General features: G+C 68.9%; 21 protein-coding genes, 2 tRNA genes and 1 pseudogene. 11 read left to right on the top strand and 13 right to left on the bottom strand.

Annotated features, from left to right (window positions below):
- Window positions 1–148 precede the first annotated feature (148 nt).
- On the bottom strand, window positions 149–700 hold the full coding sequence (locus QH290_RS33075) for a transglycosylase family protein (protein ID WP_280264382.1): 552 nt from the start codon (window positions 698–700) through the stop codon (window positions 149–151).
- A 626-nt stretch (window positions 701–1,326) separates the two neighbouring features.
- Between QH290_RS33075 and QH290_RS33070 the strand changes: the two genes are divergently transcribed.
- Window positions 1,327–1,400: transfer RNA gene (locus tag QH290_RS33070), tRNA-Met, on the top strand.
- A gap of 79 nt (window positions 1,401–1,479) precedes the next feature.
- Here the strand turns inward: QH290_RS33070 and QH290_RS33065 are convergent.
- From QH290_RS33065 to QH290_RS33045, 5 genes are all read right to left on the bottom strand, one after another.
- Window positions 1,480–2,070, bottom strand: coding sequence for a DUF4328 domain-containing protein (locus QH290_RS33065; RefSeq protein WP_280387218.1), 591 nt, complete (start codon window positions 2,068–2,070; stop codon window positions 1,480–1,482).
- A gap of 171 nt (window positions 2,071–2,241) precedes the next feature.
- Window positions 2,242–2,883: a TetR/AcrR family transcriptional regulator gene (locus QH290_RS33060; RefSeq protein WP_280264380.1), complete on the bottom strand. Its 642-nt coding sequence runs from the start codon at window positions 2,881–2,883 to the stop codon at window positions 2,242–2,244.
- Between the two features lie 82 nt (window positions 2,884–2,965).
- Entirely contained in the window at window positions 2,966–3,691 is a 726-nt protein-coding gene (locus QH290_RS33055) for a YoaK family protein (RefSeq protein ID WP_280387216.1), read from the bottom strand.
- Window positions 3,692–3,842: 151 nt separating this feature from the next.
- Window positions 3,843–4,469 carry a DUF305 domain-containing protein gene (locus QH290_RS33050; RefSeq protein WP_280387215.1) on the bottom strand — a complete coding sequence of 209 codons (627 nt, stop codon included), beginning with the start codon at window positions 4,467–4,469 and terminating at the stop codon, window positions 3,843–3,845.
- Entirely contained in the window at window positions 4,459–5,988 is a 1,530-nt protein-coding gene (locus QH290_RS33045) for an LVIVD repeat-containing protein (protein WP_280268824.1), read from the bottom strand. Before QH290_RS33045 ends, QH290_RS33050 begins: the two co-directional genes overlap by 11 nt.
- A gap of 146 nt (window positions 5,989–6,134) precedes the next feature.
- Between QH290_RS33045 and QH290_RS33040 the strand changes: the two genes are divergently transcribed.
- Window positions 6,135–8,336, top strand: coding sequence for a molybdopterin oxidoreductase family protein (locus tag QH290_RS33040; protein WP_280387213.1), 2,202 nt, complete (start codon window positions 6,135–6,137; stop codon window positions 8,334–8,336).
- Here QH290_RS33040 and QH290_RS33035 read toward each other — a convergent pair.
- Window positions 8,323–8,937, bottom strand: coding sequence for a TetR/AcrR family transcriptional regulator (locus QH290_RS33035; RefSeq protein ID WP_280268818.1), 615 nt, complete (start codon window positions 8,935–8,937; stop codon window positions 8,323–8,325). The genes QH290_RS33040 and QH290_RS33035 overlap by 14 nt on opposite strands.
- Window positions 8,938–9,034: 97 nt before the next feature.
- Between QH290_RS33035 and QH290_RS33030 the strand changes: the two genes are divergently transcribed.
- Genes QH290_RS33030 through fadD11 form a run of 5 tightly spaced genes read left to right on the top strand, consistent with a single transcriptional unit; the run spans window position 9,035 to window position 15,181 of the window.
- Window positions 9,035–9,928, top strand: coding sequence for a metal-dependent hydrolase (locus QH290_RS33030; RefSeq protein WP_280387211.1), 894 nt, complete (start codon window positions 9,035–9,037; stop codon window positions 9,926–9,928).
- An 11-nt stretch (window positions 9,929–9,939) separates the two neighbouring features.
- Window positions 9,940–10,983, top strand: coding sequence for a PDR/VanB family oxidoreductase (locus QH290_RS33025; RefSeq protein WP_280387209.1), 1,044 nt, complete (start codon window positions 9,940–9,942; stop codon window positions 10,981–10,983).
- 27 nt (window positions 10,984–11,010) lie between these two features.
- The gene (locus QH290_RS33020) at window positions 11,011–12,507 is read left to right on the top strand and encodes a flavin-containing monooxygenase (protein ID WP_280387208.1); all 1,497 of its coding nucleotides are present in this window, start codon (window positions 11,011–11,013) and stop codon (window positions 12,505–12,507) included.
- Window positions 12,507–13,382: a short-chain dehydrogenase/reductase gene (locus tag QH290_RS33015; protein ID WP_280387206.1), complete on the top strand. Its 876-nt coding sequence runs from the start codon at window positions 12,507–12,509 to the stop codon at window positions 13,380–13,382. The genes QH290_RS33020 and QH290_RS33015 overlap by 1 nt, the downstream gene beginning before the upstream one ends.
- Window positions 13,383–13,399: 17 nt before the next feature.
- Complete coding sequence (gene fadD11, locus QH290_RS33010; RefSeq protein ID WP_280387204.1) at window positions 13,400–15,181, top strand: fatty acid--CoA ligase FadD11; 1,782 nt, start codon at window positions 13,400–13,402, stop codon at window positions 15,179–15,181.
- Window positions 15,182–15,232: 51 nt separating this feature from the next.
- On the opposite strand, the gene QH290_RS33005 is transcribed toward fadD11, so the two are convergent.
- Both QH290_RS33005 and QH290_RS33000 read right to left on the bottom strand, forming a co-directional pair.
- Complete coding sequence (locus QH290_RS33005) at window positions 15,233–15,745, bottom strand: GNAT family N-acetyltransferase (protein WP_280387202.1); 513 nt, start codon at window positions 15,743–15,745, stop codon at window positions 15,233–15,235.
- 271 nt (window positions 15,746–16,016) lie between these two features.
- Complete coding sequence (locus tag QH290_RS33000) at window positions 16,017–16,514, bottom strand: SgcJ/EcaC family oxidoreductase (protein ID WP_280387200.1); 498 nt, start codon at window positions 16,512–16,514, stop codon at window positions 16,017–16,019.
- Window positions 16,515–16,576: 62 nt separating this feature from the next.
- Between QH290_RS33000 and QH290_RS32995 the strand changes: the two genes are divergently transcribed.
- Complete coding sequence (locus QH290_RS32995) at window positions 16,577–17,191, top strand: TetR/AcrR family transcriptional regulator (protein ID WP_280387198.1); 615 nt, start codon at window positions 16,577–16,579, stop codon at window positions 17,189–17,191.
- Between the two features lie 14 nt (window positions 17,192–17,205).
- Here the strand turns inward: QH290_RS32995 and QH290_RS32990 are convergent, their stop codons facing one another.
- The gene (locus QH290_RS32990) at window positions 17,206–18,081 is read right to left on the bottom strand and encodes a LysR family transcriptional regulator (protein ID WP_280387196.1); all 876 of its coding nucleotides are present in this window, start codon (window positions 18,079–18,081) and stop codon (window positions 17,206–17,208) included.
- A 129-nt stretch (window positions 18,082–18,210) separates the two neighbouring features.
- On the opposite strand from QH290_RS32990, the gene QH290_RS32985 reads away from it, so the two are divergent.
- Together QH290_RS32985 and QH290_RS32980 are read left to right on the top strand one after the other, a co-directional pair.
- Complete coding sequence (locus QH290_RS32985; RefSeq protein WP_280387194.1) at window positions 18,211–19,404, top strand: MFS transporter; 1,194 nt, start codon at window positions 18,211–18,213, stop codon at window positions 19,402–19,404.
- Window positions 19,405–19,489: 85 nt separating this feature from the next.
- Window positions 19,490–19,563, top strand: a tRNA-Met gene (locus QH290_RS32980).
- A gap of 89 nt (window positions 19,564–19,652) precedes the next feature.
- Here QH290_RS32980 and QH290_RS32975 read toward each other — a convergent pair.
- Entirely contained in the window at window positions 19,653–20,036 is a 384-nt protein-coding gene (locus tag QH290_RS32975; protein ID WP_280265700.1) for a MerR family transcriptional regulator, read from the bottom strand.
- Between the two features lie 53 nt (window positions 20,037–20,089).
- On the opposite strand from QH290_RS32975, the gene QH290_RS32970 reads away from it, so the two are divergent.
- Entirely contained in the window at window positions 20,090–20,719 is a 630-nt protein-coding gene (locus QH290_RS32970; RefSeq protein WP_280265699.1) for an NAD(P)H-dependent oxidoreductase, read from the top strand.
- A gap of 35 nt (window positions 20,720–20,754) precedes the next feature.
- On the opposite strand, the gene QH290_RS32965 is transcribed toward QH290_RS32970, so the two are convergent.
- The gene (locus tag QH290_RS32965; RefSeq protein ID WP_280387191.1) at window positions 20,755–21,675 is read right to left on the bottom strand and encodes an RNA polymerase sigma-70 factor; all 921 of its coding nucleotides are present in this window, start codon (window positions 21,673–21,675) and stop codon (window positions 20,755–20,757) included.
- Window positions 21,672–22,070: pseudogene (locus QH290_RS32960) on the bottom strand (FAD-dependent oxidoreductase); the annotation flags it as partial. The pseudogene QH290_RS32960 and the gene QH290_RS32965, both read right to left, overlap by 4 nt.
- Between the last annotated feature and the right edge of the window lie 147 nt (window positions 22,071–22,217).

Genomic DNA, 22,217 nt, shown 5'->3' with positions numbered 1-22,217 from the left:
GGTTTTGGTTGTTCATCTTCTAGTATGTGTTATACCATAAAATTCCGCTGGGGGTTTTGATGTGGTTTTCTATCCCGCCGCTCCCCCCCAACTCCTTGGGGCGGGGCGGCCGGTGCCGCCCCTCTCCCGGTATGGAGGAGTCTTCGGATCAGCGGCCGAGCGAGTCGATCAGTCCGCTGTTCTGCTCCAGGAGCTGGTGGTACTGACCGCCGACACCGAACTGCGCGGCCACCTGGTCGCCGGCCGCCTTGGCCTGCTCGATCAGGGCCTGGCGCTCGGACGGGGCCGGGGCCTGCGCGGCCAGCGGCTCGGGCTCCGGCTGGGCCGGTTCGGTCTGGGCGGGCTCCTCCTCGGTCCCCGCACCCCAGCGCAGGTACTGGCCGCACACCGGCCAGGCGCCGACGCCCTGGGTGGCGAGCACGTTCTCCGCGACGCGGATCTGCTCCTCCTTGGAGGCGTTGGCGGGGCTGCCGCTGCCACCGTTGGCGTTCCAGGTGCTCTGCGAGAACTGCAGGCCCCCGTAGTAGCCGTTGCCGGTGTTGATGCCCCAGTTGCCGCCGCTCTCGCACTGGGCGACACCGTCCCAGTCGTGCTGTGCGGCCGAGGCCGTGCTGGACATGGCGAACGGGACGGCAACAAGGGCGCCGGTGACGGCGGCGAGGCCGAGGGCGCGACTGCTGATCTTCCGGTTCTGTTTCATGGTGGATTCCCTCCCTGCGCCCACCAGCCCGGCGGTCGCCCGCCGGTCCCTGCCCCCAGGAGGTCGGGGATCCCTCGAACCGCGGGGCAGGGTTGCCGGTGTGCAGCGGTTCGGGTCGGTGCCCATCACGGGGTCGATCCGGGCCGAGCACGACGATAACGAACCTATTTCGACAGATCACGTCTTGATAACAGGCAGGAATGCATGAAGCGAATAACTGCAATTAGTGGGTTGATGCAGGTTGGCTATGCTCCATTTGTAAATTCTGGACGGTCTGTTATGCATTCGTTATGTGTTGCAGATCACCCCGGAAAAGTGGTGTGGATCACGTTTTGCAGGGGTTGCGCGGGTGACGCGCGCGTGCACGGGGATGAATACGAATGGTTCGGTGCCTATGTCGGGGACGGCGATGCGCATCCGTATGCGGGCGTCGCCGCGGGGCACGTTCGATCTTGGTCGCGCCCACCGCGACCGCGATCCGCCGGAGTGCGGTGACCTTGCTCACGGTGGCGCCGGAGCGGGGTGTGCGGACTCCTCCCCGAGATCATCTCCGAGACCCTCGAAATACCGGCTGGCCAGGCGATTTGTGTATGTCCGGCACGTGTGTGTAATGTTGTGTTCACCGACGCGGGGTGGAGCAGCTCGGTAGCTCGCTGGGCTCATAACCCAGAGGTCGCAGGTTCAAATCCTGTCCCCGCTACTAGGGAAACGGCCCCGGAACCACTGGTTCCGGGGCCGTTTTCGTGCTGGACGGCATCTTCGGCCGCATTGCGCGTTACCTAAATGATGCTGGCCCACGTCCTTTGCGAGCGTCCGACGCGGATGACGATGACCGCGAGGGCGATCGCTGCCGAGCAGAACAATACGACCGAGATACTGCGCATCGCGCTGTAGTGGAACAGCGCGTCGAGGTCGCCGCTGTCCATGGTCTGGACGGTCCGCCCCCGGTTGGGGCGCAGGGCGGTGATCGACACCCAGAACGATACCCAGGCGAGTAGCCAGGCCGACCACCACATCACCACCGCCGCAACACCTCCCGGGCGGCGCGGCGACGACGCCTTGTCTATGTCGTTCACGAAAAGAGCGGGGAACCACAGCGAGACCGGTGGGACCGGCCACGACCACAGCGCCCACTTCGCGGACAGCGCCTGCGGAGACGGCGCGAAATTGTCGACGTTGGCCCGCGCCCGTGCGAGCCACACGACGAGCACGATCCAAGCGGCCAGCATCACCACGAACGCCGCAGGCCACAGGCCGACCTCGAGCGGGCCCAACGTGTTTCGGCCCGCCGCATAGGTCTCGCGGCCGACCTCCCCGTACACCCGCGACTTCACCGTCGCATACCCGATCCAGCGGAGGACGAGCGTCATCGCCAGCATGGTGCACGCTGTTCCGATCAGCAGCACGAAGGCGGTCCCGAGCCCGCCGACAGGGCGGAAGCCCGGCACGACACGCGCCGGGCCGGCGGGCGGTGTTCGGTGTTGGTTTGCGTTCATGCCGGTGTAGACCGCCCGGCCCCCGAAAAGGTTGGGACGATTCGGTCAGTGGTGCTTGCTGGGGCGGACTCCGGCGAGGCCGGTCCAGCACAGGCTGGCGGTGGTGGCGACGGCGTCGGGTTTGGGGAGGAGCTTGCCGGTGGCGGCCCAGTGCTTGGCGCACGATTGGGCGATGGCGACCAGTTCGGCGGTGATCAGCCAGCCCTGTTCGGCACGCGGTAGCGGGAACGGTGTCAGTGCCCGGGCGAGTGCGTCGGTGCAGATCGCGGAGGCCCGGTGGGCCATGCGCTGCGCCGAGGGCTCCTCGGCCACGGCCGCGTCGGCCAGCAGGGTTGCGCTGCGCGGGTGGGTGTCGGCGAAGTCGAAGACCGCGGCCACCGTCGCGGTCACGATCGATTCCATGCTGTCGGCGCGGTCGAGCGCCGCGGTGAGCGTGTCCTCCAGCACCTGCACGGCGTCGTGCAGGACCGCCAGATACAGTTCCAGCTTGCTCGAGAACGATTTGTACAGCACCGGCTTACTGATCCCGGCCCGGCACGCGATCTCCTCCATGCTGGCCGCGCGGTAGCCGCAGGCGGCGATCAACCCCGCCGCCGCGGCTATGACCACGCGCCGGCGTTCCTGCCGGGCCTGCGCCACTCTCGCATCCACCGCCGCGGTCTCCTCCACTCCGAAGCCGGGAACCATGCAATGCACAACCTATACGCCGTACATCCGCTGTGGAAGTGTGTGAACTCACCGCACGGCCGGGGTCGGCCTGCTCGAGCTGTCACGAGGTTCGTTGCAGTTCCGGTTCGCCGCGGTCGGTGGTGGGTGATCCGGATTCGGGGGGCGGGGTGAGGAGGTGGCGGCGGCGGTCGTAGGCGAGTCCGGCGAGGGCGATGAGGACGCAGACCGCGGCGGGTAGCAGCAGTGCCGCCTCGCCGAGGCGGCTGCCGAGGATGGTGCCCGCGACGCTGCCGGTGATGAAGGTGACGACGGTGGCCGACAGGACGGCGGCTCGCCAGTGGTCGAAACGGTGCCGTCGGGCACGCCCGATCAGCAGGCCGAGATCGGTGACGGTGCCGGTGAAATGGGTGGTGCGGATCTGCATCGTCCGCAGACTGGAACTCGTCCCGTTCTGCAGGCCGCAGGCGAGCGCGGCCAGGAAGACCGACAGCAGGTCTCCCGACCAGGCGAAGGCCAGCAACAGCAGTAACGCCTCACCGGCCATGATGGCGCTGTGTCGCACTCCCGCATGGGTTTTCGCCGGGGCCAGGACCGCCCCGGCCGACGCGGCACCCATCATGAATCCGAGGATGATGGCGACGAGCAGGCTGGTTTCGAACATCCACGGGCTGGCGGCGTCCATCCCCAGCTGGGTCGTCGTCGCGGTCACGTTGGCGACCGGGATGGCCAAGGTCAGGATGGCTACGGCGTTGACGAAGCCCGCGACGGTCGCGAGTAGTGATCCGTAGGTGAGAACGAGCGCGCGATGCGGCGTAGTGAGGCTCATGGCAGGCATACAGCTCCCCGAGTTGCTTTGTCTGTCATTGGGCGAAACAGGACAAAACGTACCTGCGTTAGCTCAGAAAAAGCTGAGAAGGCTCGCCTCCACCGGTGGGAAGGTGAAGCGTGCCACCATCATTCGCGAACCGGATGATTCGTCATGGATACGGGAGTTGCTCGGCGCCGCGGGCCGTCAAGAGGGCGGTCATGAGACCTGTTTCACTGTTCTGTTGCCGGACGAATTCGATCGCGGCCCGGCGCACCGCCGCGGTGCGGCCGCGGTCGTAGGCGGCCTGCGCCATGTCCACGCCCCCGCGATGGTGCCGAATCATCAACTGGAGAAACAGCCGCTCCGCCTCGACACCGCGGAGGCCGCCCAAGCGCGCGATGTCGCCGGTGCTCGCCATGCCCGGCATCGGCGGGCCCTCGGGCGAACGGTGGGCACCGTGCCCGCCGTCGTCGTGCATCCAGGCCATCGAACCGTCGGACGAGCGGGGCCGGTCGGCCAGCGCCAGCCAGCCCTGCATCATGGCGGTCTCCGCGGTCTGGGCGGCGGCTATCTGGTCGGCCAGCGCGCGCACCTGCGGTGACACCTCACGAGACAGTGTGTGCGACAACAGGATTGCCTGATCATGATGTGCCGACATGTCCTGAGCGAATCCGATGTCCACGGCCGAGAGCCGCACTCCCGGCTCGTCCGGCGCGGGCCACAGCCAGTGGCCCGCGGCGAAGGCCGCGAGGACGAGCGCGAGGACGGCGGCCGCCCGGCCGGCGCTACGAGCCAACGGTCGAATCCTGGTTCGCGGGTGGCGAATACACGTCGTTGCCGAGCTCCAGGGCCATGAATCCGTTGTCGGTGCACGAGGTCCAGAGCTGGGTGCCGTGGAACTCCGGCGGCGACAGGCACCAGTCGGCCGACAGATCGCCGAAGGCCAGCTGCCCGGCCCGCGGTCCGAGCAGGGTGCCCGGATCGACGCGGCCCTCGATGCTGTCACGCAGCAGCGGAATCAGCCCGAACACCGGCACACCCAGGGTCGAGGCGACCGCGTGCGCCGAATTCGGAAGCTGCAGTGCGGTTTTGCCGGTCTGCGCCGGTGGGTTGTAGTAGGCGATCTCGCGGATGTCGTCGATGTCGCGCACGTCGAACACCCGGATTCCGGCCTGTCCCCACGAGCACGCCAGCGCCGTCGGATCGACCTGGCGGTCGGCGGCGCAGTAGTGCGAGTCGTAGGAGTACGCGGAACCGCCCATGGCCGAACGCCATTGGTCGTCGGCATTGCCCGACAGCTGGATCTCGAGCTTGAGCGTCCGCACGATCCTCGCGCGCCGCGGGTCGGCGACATCGATGAGTTTGACGCCGCCGGAGCTGGCCTCGTCGGGCGTGAAGATGTAGGGCCTGCCGCCGTAGCTCACCGGCACGCTGTGCTGATTGAACAGCCCGTCCGCCCACAGGTACGTAGCCAGTTGCGGCACTACGGGATACGGGTCGCGGCGCTGGATCGCGCTGATGTCGAGGATGTTGATGCCGGTCTGGATCGACAGGTACATCCGGTCGCCGTCCGGGCTGATCCCGAAGCCGTGGTTGGTCAGCGCCTGCACGCTCTGCCAGATGATGCGCGGATTCGCCGGATCGCGAATGTCGATGGCGCTGAGCACACCCGGCCCGACTCCGGACGCCCAGTAGGTGTTGCCGTCCGGGGAGAAGCCGCCCTCGTGCGACAGGAACGGCAGCGGCATCGTCAGGTCGGTCCCCGGCCCGCGGTTGAGCAGCCGCGGATGGGCGCAGTCGGAGATGTCGTAGACGGAGAAGTAGGCGGTGCCCATGGCGACCGGAACCGCGGTGGCGGCCAGCAGCTTTCGCTCCTTGTTGACCTTCAGCGACTCCCAGGTGCCGCCCAGCATCGCGGGCTCGTCGAGCGAGGCCGTGCGCACCGGGCGGGCGGGATCGGAGACATCGAGGACGTGCACACCCGGCGCCGCCGGGTCGAACAGGTTGCCCGGGAAGAAGGTGCTCGTGTACGAGCAGTGCTCGAAGGTGACCGACAGGATGCCCCCACCCCGCTCCTGGAGGCCGCCCACCTGAAACATGTTGCACTGGTAACCCTGGCGGCTGCGGCCGCTGTTGCGATCCTCCGCCGGAACGTCGCCCTGCAGTCCGGGTTCGGGCATCGAGCCCGGCCCGCACTCGGCCCGCGGCACCGAAACCGCCCCGATATCAGTGAAAGTTGTCGTTTCCGCGCCGGCTCCGGCGGGCGCCAGGGCCGCGATCAGCACCGCGCCGAGCGCCATCGCGGCGGCTCGCATCGACAATGACACGCTCACCACCCCCTTCAGCAGTAGAACGCGTTGCAGCATATGTGTGCCGGGGAACCTCTGTCCGTGAATTGCCGGAATCGGATTCGAGGGCGATGAGTCTTCTCCTGGGCGTGGCCTGCGTGAGAAGATGGGGCATGGATAGTCGCATTGTCGCTCGTCAGTGCACCCTGTGTGAGGCGCACTGCGGGATCCTGGTCACCGTCGAGGGCGAGCGGGTGACCAGGATCGAGGGGAATCCGGAAGATGTTCTCTCGCAGGGTTATATCTGCCCGAAGGCGACGGCGATGGGCGGGCTGCACCACGATCCGGACCGGTTGCGGACGCCGGTGCGGCGGGTCGGTGATCGGTTCGAGCCGATCGGCTGGGACGCGGCATTCCGCGAGATCGGGCAGCGGCTGCGCGGCATCCGGCGCGCGCACGGCCCGAGCGCGATCGCCATGTATCTGGGAAATCCTGCGGCACATAGCTCATCGGTGCTGTACGGCGCCCTGCTGCGCGCGGTGCTGCTGACGCGGAACTTCTATACCGCGTCGTCGATCGATCAGTTCCCGCAGGAGTTCGCGGCATGGCGGATGTTCGGCTCGAACGTGCTGATGCCGATCGCCGATATCGATCGCACCGATCGGCTGGTGATCCTGGGCGCGAATCCGGCGGTGTCGAACGGGTCGGTGACCACCATGCCCGATGCCAAGCAGCGGATTCGCCGGGTGCGGACGCGGGGCGGCAAGGTCGTCGTCATCGATCCGCGGCGCACCGAGACCGCGCGGCTGGCCGACGAGCACATCGCGGTGAGACCCGGAGGCGACGCGTACCTGCTCCTGGCGATGCTGCAGGTGCTGGTTACCGAAAACCTCTGTGACACAGGGGTTGTGCGTGCGCGGTGCGCGGGGTGGGACGAGCTGCGTTCGGTGGTCGCGGAGTTCACTCCGGAGCGGGCGGCGCCGCACGCGGGCGTCGACGCGGACACCATTCGCACCCTGGCGCGCGAGCACGCGGCGGCCCGCTCGGCGGTGCTGTACGCGCGAATCGGCGTATGCCAGCAGGTGACCGGCACGCTGACGCACTGGCTGGTGAATACGATCAACGCCGTCACCGGGAACCTGGACCGCCCCGGCGGGCAGATGTTCGCGACGCCGCCGGTCGATGCGGCGAGGTTCGCCAAGTACCTGCCGATGGCGCACGGCGCGTGGACCGATCGCTCCGGGCGGTACAAGTCGTTCCGCTCCGAGCTGCCTGTCGCGGCCCTCGCCGACGAGATCCTCACCCCGGGCCCCGGGCAGGTCCGGGCGATGATCACCTACGCCGGGAATCCGGTGCTCTCGACGCCGCAGCGCGGGCGGCTCGACGCGGCGCTGGAATCGCTGGATTTCTTTGTGGCCGTGGACATGTACGTCACCGAGACCAGCCGGCACGCCGACATCATCCTGCCGCCGATCTCGCCGCTGGAGCGCGAGGATGTCAACCTGCTGTTCCCGGTGTTCAGCGTGCGCAACAACCTGCGCTACGACGCCCGGGTGTTCGAGCCTTCGGCGCAGGGCCTCGAGGATTGGCAGATCCTGGCGCGGATGATCACCGAACTGGTGCCGCTGCCCGCCCGCCGGTTCACCACGCGCGCGCTGAACGGCCTGTTCGAGCGGCTCAGTCCGATGCGCATGGCGGCGCTCGGTGTGGCCGCCGGACCCTACGGGGTGCTGCGGCGCGGGCGGAAAGGACTGACCATCGCCAAGGTGCGCGCCGCCTCCGGCGGAGTCGATCTGGGACCGTTGCGGCCGCGGCTGCCCTCGCTGATCGGTACGCGCGACCGCAAGGTGCATCTCGCACCGCCCGACTTCGTCACCGCCGCACGCGAATTGCTCGCGTCCGCGCACGAGGCTCCCGCGGCCGGAAGCGACGGCTACGACCTGCAACTGATCGGCCGCCGACATCTGCGCAGCAACAACTCCTGGCTGCACAACGTCCCGGCCATGGTGAAGGGCCGCGACCGCTGCACCGCGCTGATGCATCCCGCCGACGCGCGCGAGCGCGGGCTCACCGACGGCGAGCCGGTGACGGTGTCGTCGCCGACGGGCTCGATCGTGGTGACCCTCGAGGTCAGCGAGGAGATCCGCGCCGGTACCGTCGCCATTCCGCACGGCTGGGGCCATCGCGAACCCGGCGTCGGATGGCAGGTCGCGGCGGCCCTACCGGGGGCGAACGTGAACCTGCTGCACGACCCCGCCCTGGTGGACCCGCTGTCGGGCACCTCCGCGGTGAACAACACCTGGGTGCGAGTTCAACGGTCCGCGGGCGGGGCGACGCCGCGGGACGAGGAGGCGACGGCCCTCAGCCGACGATGATCGGCAGGAGATACCGCCGCGCGAATTCGTCCATCTCGGAATCGGATTCGAGGCGCATTCCGCCCGCGGGGGCGAGGATGAGCGAATGAACCACGCGGCAGACGACCTCCGCGCGGCCGATCAGGTCGGGCGTCTCGGGCAGTAGTCCGAGCTCGGCGGCGCGTTCGAGGGCGGCCGCGGTGGTGGCCACGGACATCGCGAAGGTCGTCGCGCCCTCGGTGGTGAGCTTGGTGATGACGCGGTCGGGCTCGACGGTGAGCATCCGGTGGACCAGGGCATGGCTGCGCCATCGGGTCAGGACGGTGACGAAGATGTCGGCGACCAGGTCGGCGATGTCGTCGTGGCGATCGGGAAGCTGCGCGACCTCGGTCAGGACGGCGCCGACCTCGCGGCTCACCACGGCCTGGACCAGGTCGTCGCGGGAGCCGACCCGGCGGTAGACCGTGACGCGGTCGACCCCGGCCTGCCGGGCGACGTCCTCGATGGTGGTCTTCTTCAGGCCGAGTTTCTCGAACTGCACCAGCGCCGCGTCCAGGATGCGCGATTCGATGCTGTCGTCCTCGCTTCGCGGGCTGACGGGGCTGGTCGACGCGGCAGTCATCCCTCGACGATACCGATTTCCCACACCGTTGCAACATTCACACGCCTGATGTGGCTGCCACATTGCCATACCAAATGTTGCAATGTACGGTCGGTTCATGGCTGAGACGGCTGACGCGACGGAGCGCACCTACCGCGACGAGGCGCACGCGATCAATGCCCGGGACGTGCACTTCGACTTCGATTCGGTGCCGATGCACTACATCCCCGGCGAGGTCCTCGCGACCCACATCGTCAACGTGATGCATCTGGTGCTGCCCGAGGGGGAGCGCGCCATGGCGAACTGCCTCGCGGAGGCGCTGCCCTCGATCGACGACCCCCGGCTGCGGGAGGAGGTGCAGGGCTTCATCGGCCAGGAGTCGATGCACGCCGCCAGCCACGAGGGCGCGCGCAGGCACCTGCAGTCGATCGGCCTGGACGTCGAGTCGTATGTCTCGAAGATCGCGTGGCTGGTCGACCGCGTCCTCGGCGACCACGGGCTGACCGGCCGCGCCCGGGAGGAGTGGCTCAAGGAGCGGCTCGGATTGTTCGCGGGCATGGAGCATTTCACCGCGGTGATCGGCGAATGGCTGCTGAACGCCGACATTCTGGAGGAGCAGGGGATGCATCCGGCCATGCTGGATCTGGTGCGCTGGCACGGTGCCGAGGAGGTCGAGCATCGCAGCGTCGTCTTCGACGCGTTCCAGTATGTCGACGGCAGTTATGCGCGCCGGGCGCGCACCGCGCTCCTCGCGACCGCGACGCTGCTGCCGCTGTTCATCGTGTCGACGGCGTACCTGTACAAGCAGGATCCGTCGGAGCGCAAGGGCCGCTCGTGGTTTCGTCAGTTCGTCAGCGCGACCCGGCGCGGCGTGATCCCGAGCTGGACGGTGTTCATCACCGAGATGCCGCGGTATCTGCGGGCGGACTTTCATCCGTCGCAGCTCGGTTCGATGGACAAGGCGCTGCGGTATCTCGCCCATTCCCCGGCCGCCCGGGCGGCCGGTTACTGATGGAAACCGTCATGGCGAGAGAGGAATTCACGCCGCCGCCGAGCCTGCGCATGCTGGGCACGGCGATCGACGCCTACCGGCGGGTATTCGTCTCCGGACCGGCGGCGCCGCTGCTGTCGCGGCGGAATCCGGTGCGGCACAACGGGTTCGATCTGCATCTCCTCGTGGACGAGGTGCACGCCGAGGCCGTGGACGTGGTCAGCTTCACGCTGCGCCGCGCCTACGGGGGACCGCTGCCGCGATGGCGGCCCGGCGCGCATCTGGACGTGTTCCTGCCCTCCGGCGCGCAGCGGCAGTACTCGCTGTGCGGCGATCCCGGCGATCGGTTCCGATACCGGATCGCGGTGCGGCGCATCGCCGATGGCGGCGGCGGCTCGATCGAGATGCACCGCGCCCTGCGCACCGGCGATCCGCTGCGAGTGCGCGGACCGCGCAACGCGTTCACCTTCGTGGACGCGCCGTCGTACCTGTTCATCGCGGGCGGCATCGGCATCACCCCGATCCTGCCGATGGTCCGCGCCGCGGGGGACCGCGGTCGGCTCGTCTACCTCGGGCGATCCCGCGCGACGATGCCGTTCCTCGGCGAACTGCCCGGCGACGCGGATATCCGCCCGGACGACGAATTCGGCGTGCCCGATATCGCCGGACTGCTCGAACGCGCGGAACCCGGTGCGGCCGTGTATGTTTGCGGGCCGCCCCCGGTGCTGGCCGCCGCCCGGCGCGCCATGTTCGCCGTCAACCCGACCGGGTCGCTGCACACCGAACGCTTCTCCGCCGCACCGGTGGTCGACGGCCGGGAGTTCGACCTCACCCTCGCCCGGACCGGCCGCACGATCCGCGTCGGCGCCGAGGAGACCGCACTCACCGCGATCCGCCGGGTGGTCCCCGACGCCGTCTACTCCTGCCGCCAGGGCTTCTGTGGCACCTGCAGGACCGGGGTGCTGGCCGGGGAGGTCGACCATCGCGACCACCGGCTCTCCGACGCCGAACGCGGCGGCCACATGCTCACCTGCGTCTCCCGCGCCGCCGGGGATGCGCTGGTCATCGACCTGTAGAAACGATACGAAGGGACGGCGACGTCCATGACACCACGCGACGCACCCAACCTCGACGAGCACCGGCACATCGTCGTCGTCGGCTCGGGGTTCGGCGGTATCGGCCTGGCGATCAAGCTGCGCGAGGCCGGATTCGACGATCTGGTGATCCTCGAGCGCGCCGACGATCTCGGCGGCACCTGGAGCGCCAACACCTATCCGGGGTGCGCCTGCGATGTGCCGTCGCACCTGTACAGCTACTCGTTCGCGCCGAACCCGGACTGGTCGCGCACCTACGGCACGCAGGCGGAGATCCTGGAGTACCTGCGCGCCGTCGCCACCGAGCGCGATGTGGTGCGCCACATCCGTTTCGGCACCGAACTGCTCGACGCCCGCTGGGACGAGGCGCGGACCCGCTGGCGGATCGAGACCTCCCGCGGCGCGCTCACGGCGGACTTCCTGATCTCGGCGACCGGCCTGTTCGCCGAGGCGAAGTATCCGTCGCTGCCCGGCCTGGACACCTTCGCGGGCAGGACATTTCATTCGCTGCACTGGGATCACGACTACGACCTCACCGGTAAGCGGATCGCCGTCATCGGCACCGGCGCCTCCGCGGTGCAGTTCGTGCCCGAGATCCAGCCGCAGGCCGCCGAACTGGTGGTGTTCCAGCGGTCCGCGCCGTGGATCATGCCGCGCGTCGACCGGCGCACGAGCGCCGTCGAGCGCCGGTTGCTCCGGCGTATTCCTTTGCTGGGGAAGGCGATTCGCGGGGGCTGGTTCACCGCGATCGAGGGATTCGGGCTGGTCGGGTTCGTGGACAAGCGCTTCCGGCACCCGTACGAGCTCATCGGCAGGTTGCAGCTGCTGCGGCAGGTCCGCGACCCGGACCTGCGTCGCGCGCTCACCCCGGACTACATGATCGGCTGCAAGCGGGCGATCTTCTCCGATGCCTATCTCCCCGCGCTCGACCGGCCCAATGTCCGGGTGGTCACCGCGGGCATCGATGAGGTGCGACCACACTCGATCGTGGCTCGGGACGGCACCGAGCACGCGGTGGACGTGATCATCTACGGGACCGGATTCACGCCCACTCCCAGCGCGTTCGACCGGTTCGTCGGCCGCGACGGCCTGTCGATGGCCGACCTGTATCACAAGCAGCCGCAGAGTTATCTCGGCGCGACCCTCACGGGCTTCCCGAACTTCTTCTGCACGCTCGGGCCGTTCGGGGCGGCTGGCAATCAGTCCGCCATCTTCATGATCGAATCGCAGATCGCCTACATCGTCGCCGCGCTCGCCGAGCTGCGCCGCCGCGGGGCGCATCGGGTCGAGGTGAAACCGCAAGTGCAGCAGGCATTCCTGGACGAGATGGCGCAGCGCAGCCGATCCACGGTCTGGGTCACCGGCGGCTGTAGCAGCTATTACCAGACACCCGACGGCCGCAACGCGGGCCTGTACCCCAACTGGAGCTTCGAATACCGCGGCCGCACAAGCCGATTCGACACCGGCTCCTACTACATCGACCACCGGGACGAGGTGCGTGTGTGATGAGTATCGGACCATTCGGGTCGCTGCGCCGGATCCTCGGCACGCACTACGACGTGCGCGGCAAGACCGTCCTGATCACCGGCGCGGGCCAGGGCATCGGCCGCGAGCTGGCCACGATCCTGCATCGGCGCGGGGCCGCGATCGCGCTGATCGATATCGACCCGGCCGCTGCCCGAGCGGCGGCCACGGAACTCGGTGATCGAGCGCTCGCCCTCGGCGCCGACGTCGCCGATCGCGAGGCCATGGATAAGGCCGTCGCACGCACCGCCGAGCACTTCGGCCGCCTCGACGTGGTCGTCGCCAACGCGGGCGTGGTCCCGAGACCGGCCACGCTGCGCACCATGGACCCGGCCGGATTCGACCGCGTGATCGGCGTCAACCTGACCGGAGCGTTCAACACCGTCCGCCCGGCGCTCGATCATGTCCTGCTCGTGGGCGGCCACGTGGTCGTGGTGTCCTCCTGCGCCGCGTTCGCACCCGGCATGGGCGGGTCGCCGTACATGATCAGCAAGGCGGGCGTGGAGCAGCTCGGCCGCGCCCTGCGCGTGGAACTCGCGCCCCACGGCGCCACCGCGGGCGTGTCGTACTTCGGTGTCGTGGACACGGCCATGACCCACGCCACCCTGGACCGGGACGATCTCGGCCGCGCCATCGACGGCCTGCTGCCCTGGCCGCTGAGTCGCCGCATCACCGCGGCCGCGGCGGCGCGGGTCATCGCGGACGGCATCGGCCGCCGGGCCCCACACACCATCGCGCCGTCCGGATGGGAGGTGTACGCGCTGCTGCGCGGGGTCGTCAACGTGGCGCTCGATCGGCGCCTGGCCCGCGACCCGAGGCTCGCCGCGCTCATTCGCCGGATCGAGAACCGGCCATGATCACCGAAGGATGCTTCGTGCCAACCCGTTTCGACACCCTCTGCGCGGCCTTCCAGCACAACGCCGCCCTCGCACCCGACGCCGTCGCCCTGCGCACACCCGGCGACGAGCACACCCTCACCTGGCGCGACTACGCCCGGCGGGTCCGCGCGGCCGCCGCGGGAATGGCCGGGCTGGGCGTGCGGCGCGGCGATACGGTCGCGCTGATGATGGCCAACCGGATCGACTTCTACCCCTTCGAGGTCGGTGCGCAACACCTGGGCGTCACCTCGTTCTCGGTCTACAACACACTGTCGGCCGCACAACTCGCCCACGTACTCGGCAACGCCGGAGCCCGCATGGTCGTGTGCGAACCGCAGTACGTGTCCCGGCTGCGTGCCAGTGGCATCGAACTCGACCACATCGTCTGCCTCGACGAGGCACCGCCGGGCACCGTCTCGGTCGCCGAACTGCTCGCCGCCGCCCCGGCGGATTTCGACTTCGACGCCGCCTGGCGCGCGGTGTCGAGCGAGGACGTGGCCACGTTGATCTACACCTCCGGCACCACGGGAAATCCGAAGGGGGTGGAGATGACTCACGCCAACCTGATGTTCGAGTGCTACGCCGTCAGCGAGGTACTCGACATCCACTTCGGCGACACCATCACCTCCTACATGCCCACCGCACACATCGCCGACCGGCTCACCGGGCTGTACTTCCAGGAGGCGTTCGGAACCCAGATCACCTGCGTGCCCGACGTGGGGCAGATCGGACCGGCACTGGCGGACCTGCATCCCACCATCTGGGGAGCGGTGCCGCGCGTCTGGGAAAAGCTCGAGGCGGCAATCGAATTCGCCGTCGCCGCCGAACCCGACCCGGAACGGGGCAAGATCATGCGGTGGGCGCTGTCGGTGGCCGCCGAACGCGGTGCGCACGAGCTCGCCCGCACCCCGCTGCCGCCCGATGTCGCCGCCGACTGGGAGCGCGCCGACGAGCTGGTTCTCGCGCCGCTGCGCGCCCGCATCGGTCTCGACCGTGTCCGCTGGGCGATATCGGGTGCCGCGCCCATCCCGCGGCAGACCCTGGGATTCTTTGCGGGACTGGGCGTTCCGATCGCCGAGATCTGGGGCATGTCCGAGTTGGCCTGCATCTGCAGCGTCAGTCACCCGCGCGATGCCAGGCTGGGCAGCGTGGGCAGGCTGCTGCCCGGTATGGCGGCCCGGCACGACGACGGCGAACTTCTCGTCCGCGGCCCGCTGGTCATGAAGGGCTACCGGGGTGAGCCCGAAAAGACCGCTGAGGCAATCGATTCCGAGGGCTGGCTGCGCACCGGCGACGTGATCACCATCGACGCGGACGGCTACCTGACGGTGGTCGACCGCAAGAAGGAACTGATCATCAACGCCTCCGGCAAGAACATGTCACCGGCCACCATCGAGAACACCGTCAAATCCGCCACACCACTGATCGGCGCCATGGCGACCATCGGTGACGGGCGGCCCTACAACACCGCCCTCATCGTGCTCGACGCCGAGGCCGCCGCGCGGCGCGGTCTCCGCGACGGCGACGCCGCCACCTTGGCGAACGACGCCGCTGTCGTCGACGACATCAGGTCGGGAATCGCGGCCGGTAACGCCGAACTCTCCCGCGTGGAACAGATCCGCCGATTCCGCATCCTGCCCACCTTCTGGGCGGCGGGCGGTGACGAACTCACCCCCACCATGAAACTGAGGCGCCGAAACATCGCCGAGAAATACGCCACGGAGATCGACGAGCTGTACCACCGGGACCCCGGACCGGATGTGCACCAACCGGAATGACGGCGCGACGAAGGCCCGGCCCGCGGGGCCGGGCCTTCGCGAGCAGGCCGCTCAGATGCCGAACGGCGCCGCGTATCGGACGGTGCCGCCGGGCAGCGGGCGGCCGGTGAGGCTCATGGCCATGAGTGCCTCGTCGGGGACCTCGATGCTGAGCCGGATGCCGTGTTCACCGGCGCGGCCGAATCCGAACCGTGGATAGTAGGTCGGGTGGCCGAGGACGACGACGAAGGATTCGCCGTGGTCCTTCGCGGCGTGCAGCGCCGCCCGGATCGCGGCGGAACCGGCACCGGTGCGCTGGTATTCGGGCAGTACCGAGCACGGCCCGAGGCACAGCGCCGGGGTGTCGCCGATGTGACACCGGGTGAGCAGGGCGTGGCCGATCGGCGTGCCGTCGCTGTCGGTGCTGACCATCGACAGGCCGTCGATCCAGGACGGATCGGTGCGCAGGGCATCGAGGAGGTCCGCCTCCAAGGCGGTGTCGAACGCCGCCAGGGTGATGCGGCGGATGGCGTCGATATCGGACTCGGTTTCCGGGCGAGTCAGCCAGTTACGGTTGCTGGACATGATGGGGTGACTCCTGAATTGTCATGTCGGACAAGAAAAGACAGAACTTCGAGGAGTGACCACTGCTGTCCGGGAAAGTCCCGCAGCGGGGGTGTGGAGAGCGGTTCGGCTCAGCGACGAGAGGTGAGCGGACCTCGGCCACCGCTGTCAGCAGTGGTCTTCGGCGCGGTCATCAACTCACCTCCGGGTCATGTGATACGGCGTCGGCAACCCTACCTGTCGAGCGGGAGATCGACAATCGGGTTATCGCGGACCTCACACGATGCGGCGGCTATGCCGGGGGCGGGCCGACCCTGCCGTTGTGGAATGCGGTGATCAGCCACTGCCCGTCGCGCTCGACGGCGGTGCGGGTCTGGATCGACAGGTCCTGCGGGCGGCATTCGGTCGCGCCGGGACGCAGTACGCATACGCCGCTCGAGATCACGATCGCCAGGTCGGGGGACAGGAACCTGACTCGGCGGTCCTGCGCCGGTTGTATGCGGGTACCGGCCATGAACGTGTCGAAACCCTGCTGCATGCTCTCGGCGATCGCCGCGCGGCCGTGGATGTGCTCATCGGTGACGGCGACGAAATCGGCGTCCTCGGTGAACGTGGCGGCGAACCCCGCGCCGTCGGCACGTTCCCAGGCCTGCCACTGCCGCTGCTCCAGGTCGGCCAGCGCCGCCTCGTCCACCGAGCCCGCCTCGCCCGCGGCGGATCCCGAACTCGACGCCACGGCCGCCAACGCCAGCGCCGCGACGGTGATGGCGATCTGCACTGTCCTGCGCATAACTCACTCCTCGAAATTAGAGTTCGACTCTAGACGTCAACTCTAGAGGTAAGCTCTAGTTCATGGCAACAAGCAGGCAGAGCGCCCGGGCGCGGCAGACTCGCCGCCGCATCCTCGACGCGGCGGCGGAGTTGTTCGTCCGGGACGGTTACGGCGCGAGCACCCTGCAGGGCATCGCCGACCATGCCGGGGTGTCGGTTCAGTCCGTCTACTTCGTCTTCGGCAACAAGCGCACGCTGCTGAAGGAGCTGGTGCGCGCGACCGTGGCCGGTGACGACGGCACGACCGTGCGCGAGCAGCAATGGTTCGACGACGCCCTCACGGCGGATACGGCCCGGGAACTTCTGCGGATCGCGGTCCACGGCGGGCGGCTCATTCTCGATCGCGTCGCACCCATCGCCAAGGTGGTGGACACCGCGATCGCGGCCGACTCCGAGGTCAAGGCGGAATTGCATCAGGACGACGACGGCAGGTACGCCAACATCTACACCGTGGCCGAGGCCCTCGCCGACAAGCCCGGATTCGCCGCGGGCCTCACCGCCGCGGACGCCGCCGACGTGCTCTACTGCCTGCTCAGCCCCGAGCTCTATCTCCTGTTCGTCCGGGAACGCGGCTGGCCGCCCGCCCGCTGGGAGGAGTGGACGTATCGAACCCTGTGTGCCCGCCTCGCCGGGTGACACCCGTGCGGCAACTACCCCCAGGTTCGGCGGAGTTCGGTGCGGACGACCTCCAGTGCCGGGCTGGGGTGGCGGCGGGGGTGGAGGGCCATGTGGATGTCGCAGGCGGGAAGGTGCGGGCCGGGGATGGGATGTAGTTCGCCGGAACGGATTTCGGCCTCGGCGCTGACGGCCGGGAGCGCCGTCCAGCCCAGGCCGACGGCGGCGCAGCGTTTGATCGCCTCGATGCTGCCGAAGCGGGATCGGCGGCCCGGGGTCGCGCCCGTGGCGGCGAGCTGCTCGGCGACGTCGTCGCTGTAGCCGCAGCCCTCCTCGATGAGCAGAGCGTCGCGCCGGGCCAGGTCGGCCCACGTCGCCGAATCACCGGTCCGCGCACCGTGATCGAGCAGGAGTAACGGCTCCGTCCCGATCTTCTCCAGGGCGAGATCGGTCGCCGGGGTCCGCGGTTCCATGGTCAGTGCGAGGTCTGCGGTGCCGCGGCGCACCGCGTCCAGCGCGTCGCCGATGCCGCCCGGGCCGATCCAGATCTGCACGTCCGGTTCCGTGTCGCGGACGGCGGCAATGACGGCGGGCAGCCGGTAGGTGCACAGCGATTCCGGCGCGATCAACCGCACGGTGCCGGAGGGGCGGGCGCCCGTGGGGCCGGAGAGCGCCCGCAGCCGGTCCTCGGCGGCGAGCACCTCTTCCGCGTGCGCGATCAGGCGGGCGCCGAGTTCGGTGACGACGACGCCGGAGGAGAGCCGGTCCAGCAGCCGGTCACCGAGCTGCCGTTCGAGTTTCTGCACGTGGCCGGTCACCGTCGACTGGGTGAATCCGAGTTGCAGCGCAGCCTCGGTGAAGCTGCCCGACCGCGCGACGGCCAGGAAGCTGCGCAGGAGTCGGGTATCCATGTGCCGCTATCGCGATTCGTGATGGACTGGATCAAGATTCATCGTTGGACAGAATACTCGCCGCGGCGTGAGGGTGGAGGTGTGCCCGGCCGCGGGAACGTCCGGCCGGGCGGGGAGAGAGGGGAGACTATGACGGCGGAGACCGGCCCGGGAGCGGACTGCCTCCCGATCGCGACCGGAGATGCCCACCACCGCAACGGTTTTCGAGTCCCGCGGCGGGGTGGGTTCGCGGTGTTGCTCGCCGTGACGTTTCTGGCCTTCGTCAATTACGCGGCGCTCCTGTCGGTGGTCCCGCTGTGGGCGGCGACCGGCGGGGCGGCCAGCGTCGCCGTGGGGTCGACGACCGGAGTCATGATGGCGGCCACCGTGGCCACGCAGGCGGCCGCACCCTGGCTGTTCCGGATCCTCTCGCTGCGCGCGATGCTGACGGTCGGCGCCGTGCTGCTCGGGGCTCCGACACCGCTGTACATTCTCGCCCCCGATATCGCACCGATCATCGCGATCACGGTGGTGCGCGGCATCGGTTTCGCGCTCGTGGTCACGGCGGGAGCCACGCTCGTGGCCGACCTCGCCGCCGCGGGCAGGCTGTCCTCCTCGGCATCGATGTACGGCGTCGCCGCCGCCCTGCCCAACCTGGGGGCGCTGGCCGGAGGCGTATGGGCCGCGCGCACCTGGGGATTCGCGGTGGTGTTCTGGGGCGCCGCGGCCGCCACGCTCGCCGGAGCGCTGCTGGCGCTGCTGTTGCCGACCGGGCATCGTGGCGCATTCCGGCTGGGCTCGACGGCGGACATGCGCACGATCGCGGTGCCGATCGCGCTGTTCCTGATGACCGCCGGAGCCTTCGGCGCGGCGACAACCTTTCTGCCGGTGGCATTTCCGGAGGCGGGCGCCGCCTCGTGGGCACTGCTCGCCGCGTCCGTCGCGCTGGTGGCGGCGCGGCTGGGGGCCGGGTTCGTCGGCGATCGCCTCGGTGCCGGTCGGCTGCTGCCGGGGTCGGTGTCGAGCTGCGCGGCGGGACTGGCGCTCATCGGCGGCGCTTCGGTCGCGAGCACCCACGGACCCCTGATCGTCGGCGCGATCCTGCTGGGCGCGGGATTCGGTGCGTGCCAGAACGATTCGTTCGTGCTGACGATTCGACGCCTGGGCAGCGGGACGGCGAGCACCATCTGGAACATCGCCTACGACGGCGGGCTGGGACTCGGCGCCGTCGCCCTCGGCGGGTTCATCGGCGCGGCCGGATACGGCGGTGCCTTCCTCGGCACGGCGGCCGGTATCGCCGTCGCGTCGGTGACACTGGCCCGGGTGTCGCCGCGACGGCGCTGAATCATCGTCGGAGCAAAGCGGTTTCGGACGCGAGGCACCCCCGCTGCAGAGCATCCTCCGACACGTGTACAGTGGAATACGTCGACGCGGGGTAGAGCAGCTCGGTAGCTCGTTGGGCTCATAACCCAGAGGTCGCAGGTTCAAATCCTGTCCCCGCTACTAGGGAAACGGCCCCGGAACCAGTGGTTCCGGGGCCGTTTTCGTGCTGGATGGCATCACATTTGGCATCACTAGCGGAAACCGGGAACCTATCGTGAAGGAGTGCGGGAACCGGGCTCGGTCTCGATGCTCGCGCGGAGTCGGAGGATCTCGGCCTCCTGGGTCCTGAGTCGGGCGATTCCGGCGTTCAATTGGCCTGCTCGCTCATCGAGCAGCGTCAGCGCGGCCCGCCGGTCGGCGTCGGAGGCGCCGGCGGGGTCGATGCAGGCGACCTGCAGAATCGCGGCTGCCTCGGCCAGCGACAGGCCCGACGCCAGCAGGCAGCGGATGTGGTCCACCACCTGAACATCGTCGGGGTGGTAGTTCCGGTATCCGTTGGCGTCGCGTTCGGGCGAGAGAATCCCGGCGCCCTCGTAGTGCCGGAGCATTCGCGGGCTCGCCCCGGTGGCATTGCTCAAGTCCCTGATTCGCATGCTGCCGTGTCTCCTTGACATTGACGTCAGTGTCATAGTTTACGGTCGCCGACATGATCAACGAGAACGGCCGCCCGAAGGTGTTGCTCGTGGTTGCGCATCCTGACCACGACTCGGCCACCTGGGCCATCGCCCGGGCCATCCAGCGAGGCATCGAGTCCGACGGAAATACCACCGCCATCATCCATGACCTGGTGGAATCCGGTTTCGATCCGGTCTACCGCACGGCGGATCTGGCGCACCACCGTGGGCTCGGGGAGCTTCCCGCCGATGTCCGGCGTGAGCAGGAACTGCTCGAATCGGTCGATGCGACCGTCGTTCTCTTCCCCGTCTACTGGTGGTCCATGCCCGCACTCGCCAAGGGCTGGTTCGACCGGGTCTTCGGGGCCTACGACGATGTTGCGCACGGCAGCCCGAGCGCGGTGAAGCAACTCCATCTCGTCGCCGGTGCGGGCCTCGGCGAAGGCACGTTCGCCCGGCACGGATACAAGACGGCGTTGACGACCCAGACCATGCACGGCATCGCCGACTACTCGCAGATCGGTGACGCATCCATCGAATTCCTCTACGACACCGAGTCCAAGGACCCGGCGGTCCACGAGGGGCTGGTCGCCCAGGGGCACGCAATCGGCGTCGCGATGGCGCGGCGTGCGCACAGCGCGTACGACCCGGTCGCCGTCTGAGAGAGGTTCACGACGGTGGCGGCCCAGAGGACCTGTTACTTCGAAAGGCCGGATTCCCGCTGTCGGCAGAGGCGGCGTGGCACCGTTACCGTGCGGAGCTTGTCCGGATTGCGGACGGCGTAGAGATTGGTGATCCGGTCGCCGGTGATCTCGAGCAGGAACACTCCCTCCAGCTGGTCGCCGCGGTAGACGACCAGCGCGGGCGCGCCGTTGCACTGCACCGTCTCGATCCGCAAGCCCGGTAGTGCCCGTCGCTTGGGGAAAAGACTCACCAGGCGTGCGGCCACCGACTCCGCGCCCACCACCGGGCGGCGTGCCGCCGCGGCTTTGCCGCCGCCGTCGGCGATGAGGGTGGCGTCCTCCGCCAGCAGCGAGAGCAGTCCGCGCAGATCACCGGTCGCGGCCGCCACCATGAACTGCTCGGTGATCCGGGCGTTCGTCGCGGTGTCGGCGGGTTCGAATCGCCGGCGCCGCGCCTGCACGTGCTTGCGGGCACGGTGCGCCGCTTGCCGCACTGTCGCAACGGGTTTGCCTACCGCGGCGGCGATGTCGTTGTGGCTGAAGTCGAATACCTCGCGCAGCACGAACGCCACACGTTCGTCGGGCGTGAGCGTCTCGAGCACCACGAGCATCGCCATGGACACCGACTCGGCGAGCACCACGTCGGCAGAGGCGTCGTTCTCGTCGAGCAGCACGGGCTCGGGCAGCCAAGGGCCGATATAGTCCTCGCGCCGACGTGCGCTGGCCCGCAACGTGTTCAGCGATTGACGGGTCACCAGCCGCGCCAGGTAGGACTTGGTATCTCGCACCGTGGCGAGATCTACCTCGGCCCACCGCAGATAGCTGTCCTGCAGTACGTCGTCGGCCTCGGTGGCCGAGCCGAGCACCTCGTAGGCGATCGTGAACAGCAGGGGCCGCAACAGGGTGAACCGCTCGGCATGTTCGTCGGCGGTCACGGCGACGTGACATTCTGTGCCGCGGCCGACTGTGCGGGCCGGATGCCGCCCTTGGGCCAGATCAGGGAACCGGGTTTGCGGGCCTCCCGGCGAATCTTGGACACCCCGAGCTTGCACGTCAGCTCCTTGATCGCCGCCCCGGGCCGCCCGCCGATGTAGGCCTTCACCGGGCGGTCGTCCTTGCCCGCGAGCTGACGGACACCGCTGCGCCGCCCGAGGCTGACACAAGCCCCCGAAAAGGCCACGCTGAGCACAGCGGGCTCGGTCCCGGCGAGGCGACTCAGCACGGTGTCGACGGCTTGCGCGCCCAACGGCCCGGCGGCGTAGGAACTCATCCGCAGCGGCTGGCCCGACGGTGCAGCGGCGTCGCCAGCCGCGACGATACGGTCGTCGTCGGCCCCGGGCGGCCTAACCTCGGAGACCCCCCCAACGCCCCCGAGGCACGCGCAAACGCAGATCACGAGTCCACGACCAGCACATACGACGTCCCTGTCCCTCGCACATACGACGCCCCACCAGCACGCGCGTACGACGATTACGAC

The organism is Nocardia wallacei (assembly GCF_029869545.1).
Classification (GTDB): Bacteria; Actinomycetota; Actinomycetes; order Mycobacteriales; family Mycobacteriaceae; genus Nocardia; species Nocardia wallacei_A.
This window is presented reverse-complemented; position numbering and strand designations above follow the sequence as displayed.

What these genes read in the sequence shown, in the direction of transcription:
- QH290_RS33075 (WP_280264382.1), bottom strand. Translation starts at nt 700, where the DNA reads ATGAAACAGAACCGGAAGATCAGCAGTCGCGCCCTCGGCCTCGCCGCC.
- QH290_RS33065 (WP_280387218.1), bottom strand. Translation starts at nt 2,070, where the DNA reads ATGACGCTCGTCCTCCGCTGGATCGGGTATGCGACGGTGAAGTCGCGG.
- QH290_RS33060 (WP_280264380.1), bottom strand. Translation starts at nt 2,883, where the DNA reads ATGGTTCCCGGCTTCGGAGTGGAGGAGACCGCGGCGGTGGATGCGAGA.
- QH290_RS33055 (WP_280387216.1), bottom strand. Translation starts at nt 3,691, where the DNA reads ATGAGCCTCACTACGCCGCATCGCGCGCTCGTTCTCACCTACGGATCA.
- QH290_RS33045 (WP_280268824.1), bottom strand. Translation starts at nt 5,988, where the DNA reads ATGCGAGCCGCCGCGATGGCGCTCGGCGCGGTGCTGATCGCGGCCCTG.
- QH290_RS33040 (WP_280387213.1), top strand. Translation starts at nt 6,135, where the DNA reads ATGGATAGTCGCATTGTCGCTCGTCAGTGCACCCTGTGTGAGGCGCAC.
- QH290_RS33035 (WP_280268818.1), bottom strand. Translation starts at nt 8,937, where the DNA reads ATGACTGCCGCGTCGACCAGCCCCGTCAGCCCGCGAAGCGAGGACGAC.
- QH290_RS33030 (WP_280387211.1), top strand. Translation starts at nt 9,035, where the DNA reads ATGGCTGAGACGGCTGACGCGACGGAGCGCACCTACCGCGACGAGGCG.
- QH290_RS33025 (WP_280387209.1), top strand. Translation starts at nt 9,940, where the DNA reads ATGGCGAGAGAGGAATTCACGCCGCCGCCGAGCCTGCGCATGCTGGGC.
- QH290_RS33020 (WP_280387208.1), top strand. Translation starts at nt 11,011, where the DNA reads ATGACACCACGCGACGCACCCAACCTCGACGAGCACCGGCACATCGTC.
- QH290_RS33015 (WP_280387206.1), top strand. Translation starts at nt 12,507, where the DNA reads ATGAGTATCGGACCATTCGGGTCGCTGCGCCGGATCCTCGGCACGCAC.
- QH290_RS33005 (WP_280387202.1), bottom strand. Translation starts at nt 15,745, where the DNA reads ATGTCCAGCAACCGTAACTGGCTGACTCGCCCGGAAACCGAGTCCGAT.
- QH290_RS33000 (WP_280387200.1), bottom strand. Translation starts at nt 16,514, where the DNA reads ATGCGCAGGACAGTGCAGATCGCCATCACCGTCGCGGCGCTGGCGTTG.
- QH290_RS32995 (WP_280387198.1), top strand. Translation starts at nt 16,577, where the DNA reads ATGGCAACAAGCAGGCAGAGCGCCCGGGCGCGGCAGACTCGCCGCCGC.
- QH290_RS32990 (WP_280387196.1), bottom strand. Translation starts at nt 18,081, where the DNA reads ATGGATACCCGACTCCTGCGCAGCTTCCTGGCCGTCGCGCGGTCGGGC.
- QH290_RS32985 (WP_280387194.1), top strand. Translation starts at nt 18,211, where the DNA reads ATGACGGCGGAGACCGGCCCGGGAGCGGACTGCCTCCCGATCGCGACC.
- QH290_RS32975 (WP_280265700.1), bottom strand. Translation starts at nt 20,036, where the DNA reads ATGCGAATCAGGGACTTGAGCAATGCCACCGGGGCGAGCCCGCGAATG.
- QH290_RS32970 (WP_280265699.1), top strand. Translation starts at nt 20,090, where the DNA reads ATGATCAACGAGAACGGCCGCCCGAAGGTGTTGCTCGTGGTTGCGCAT.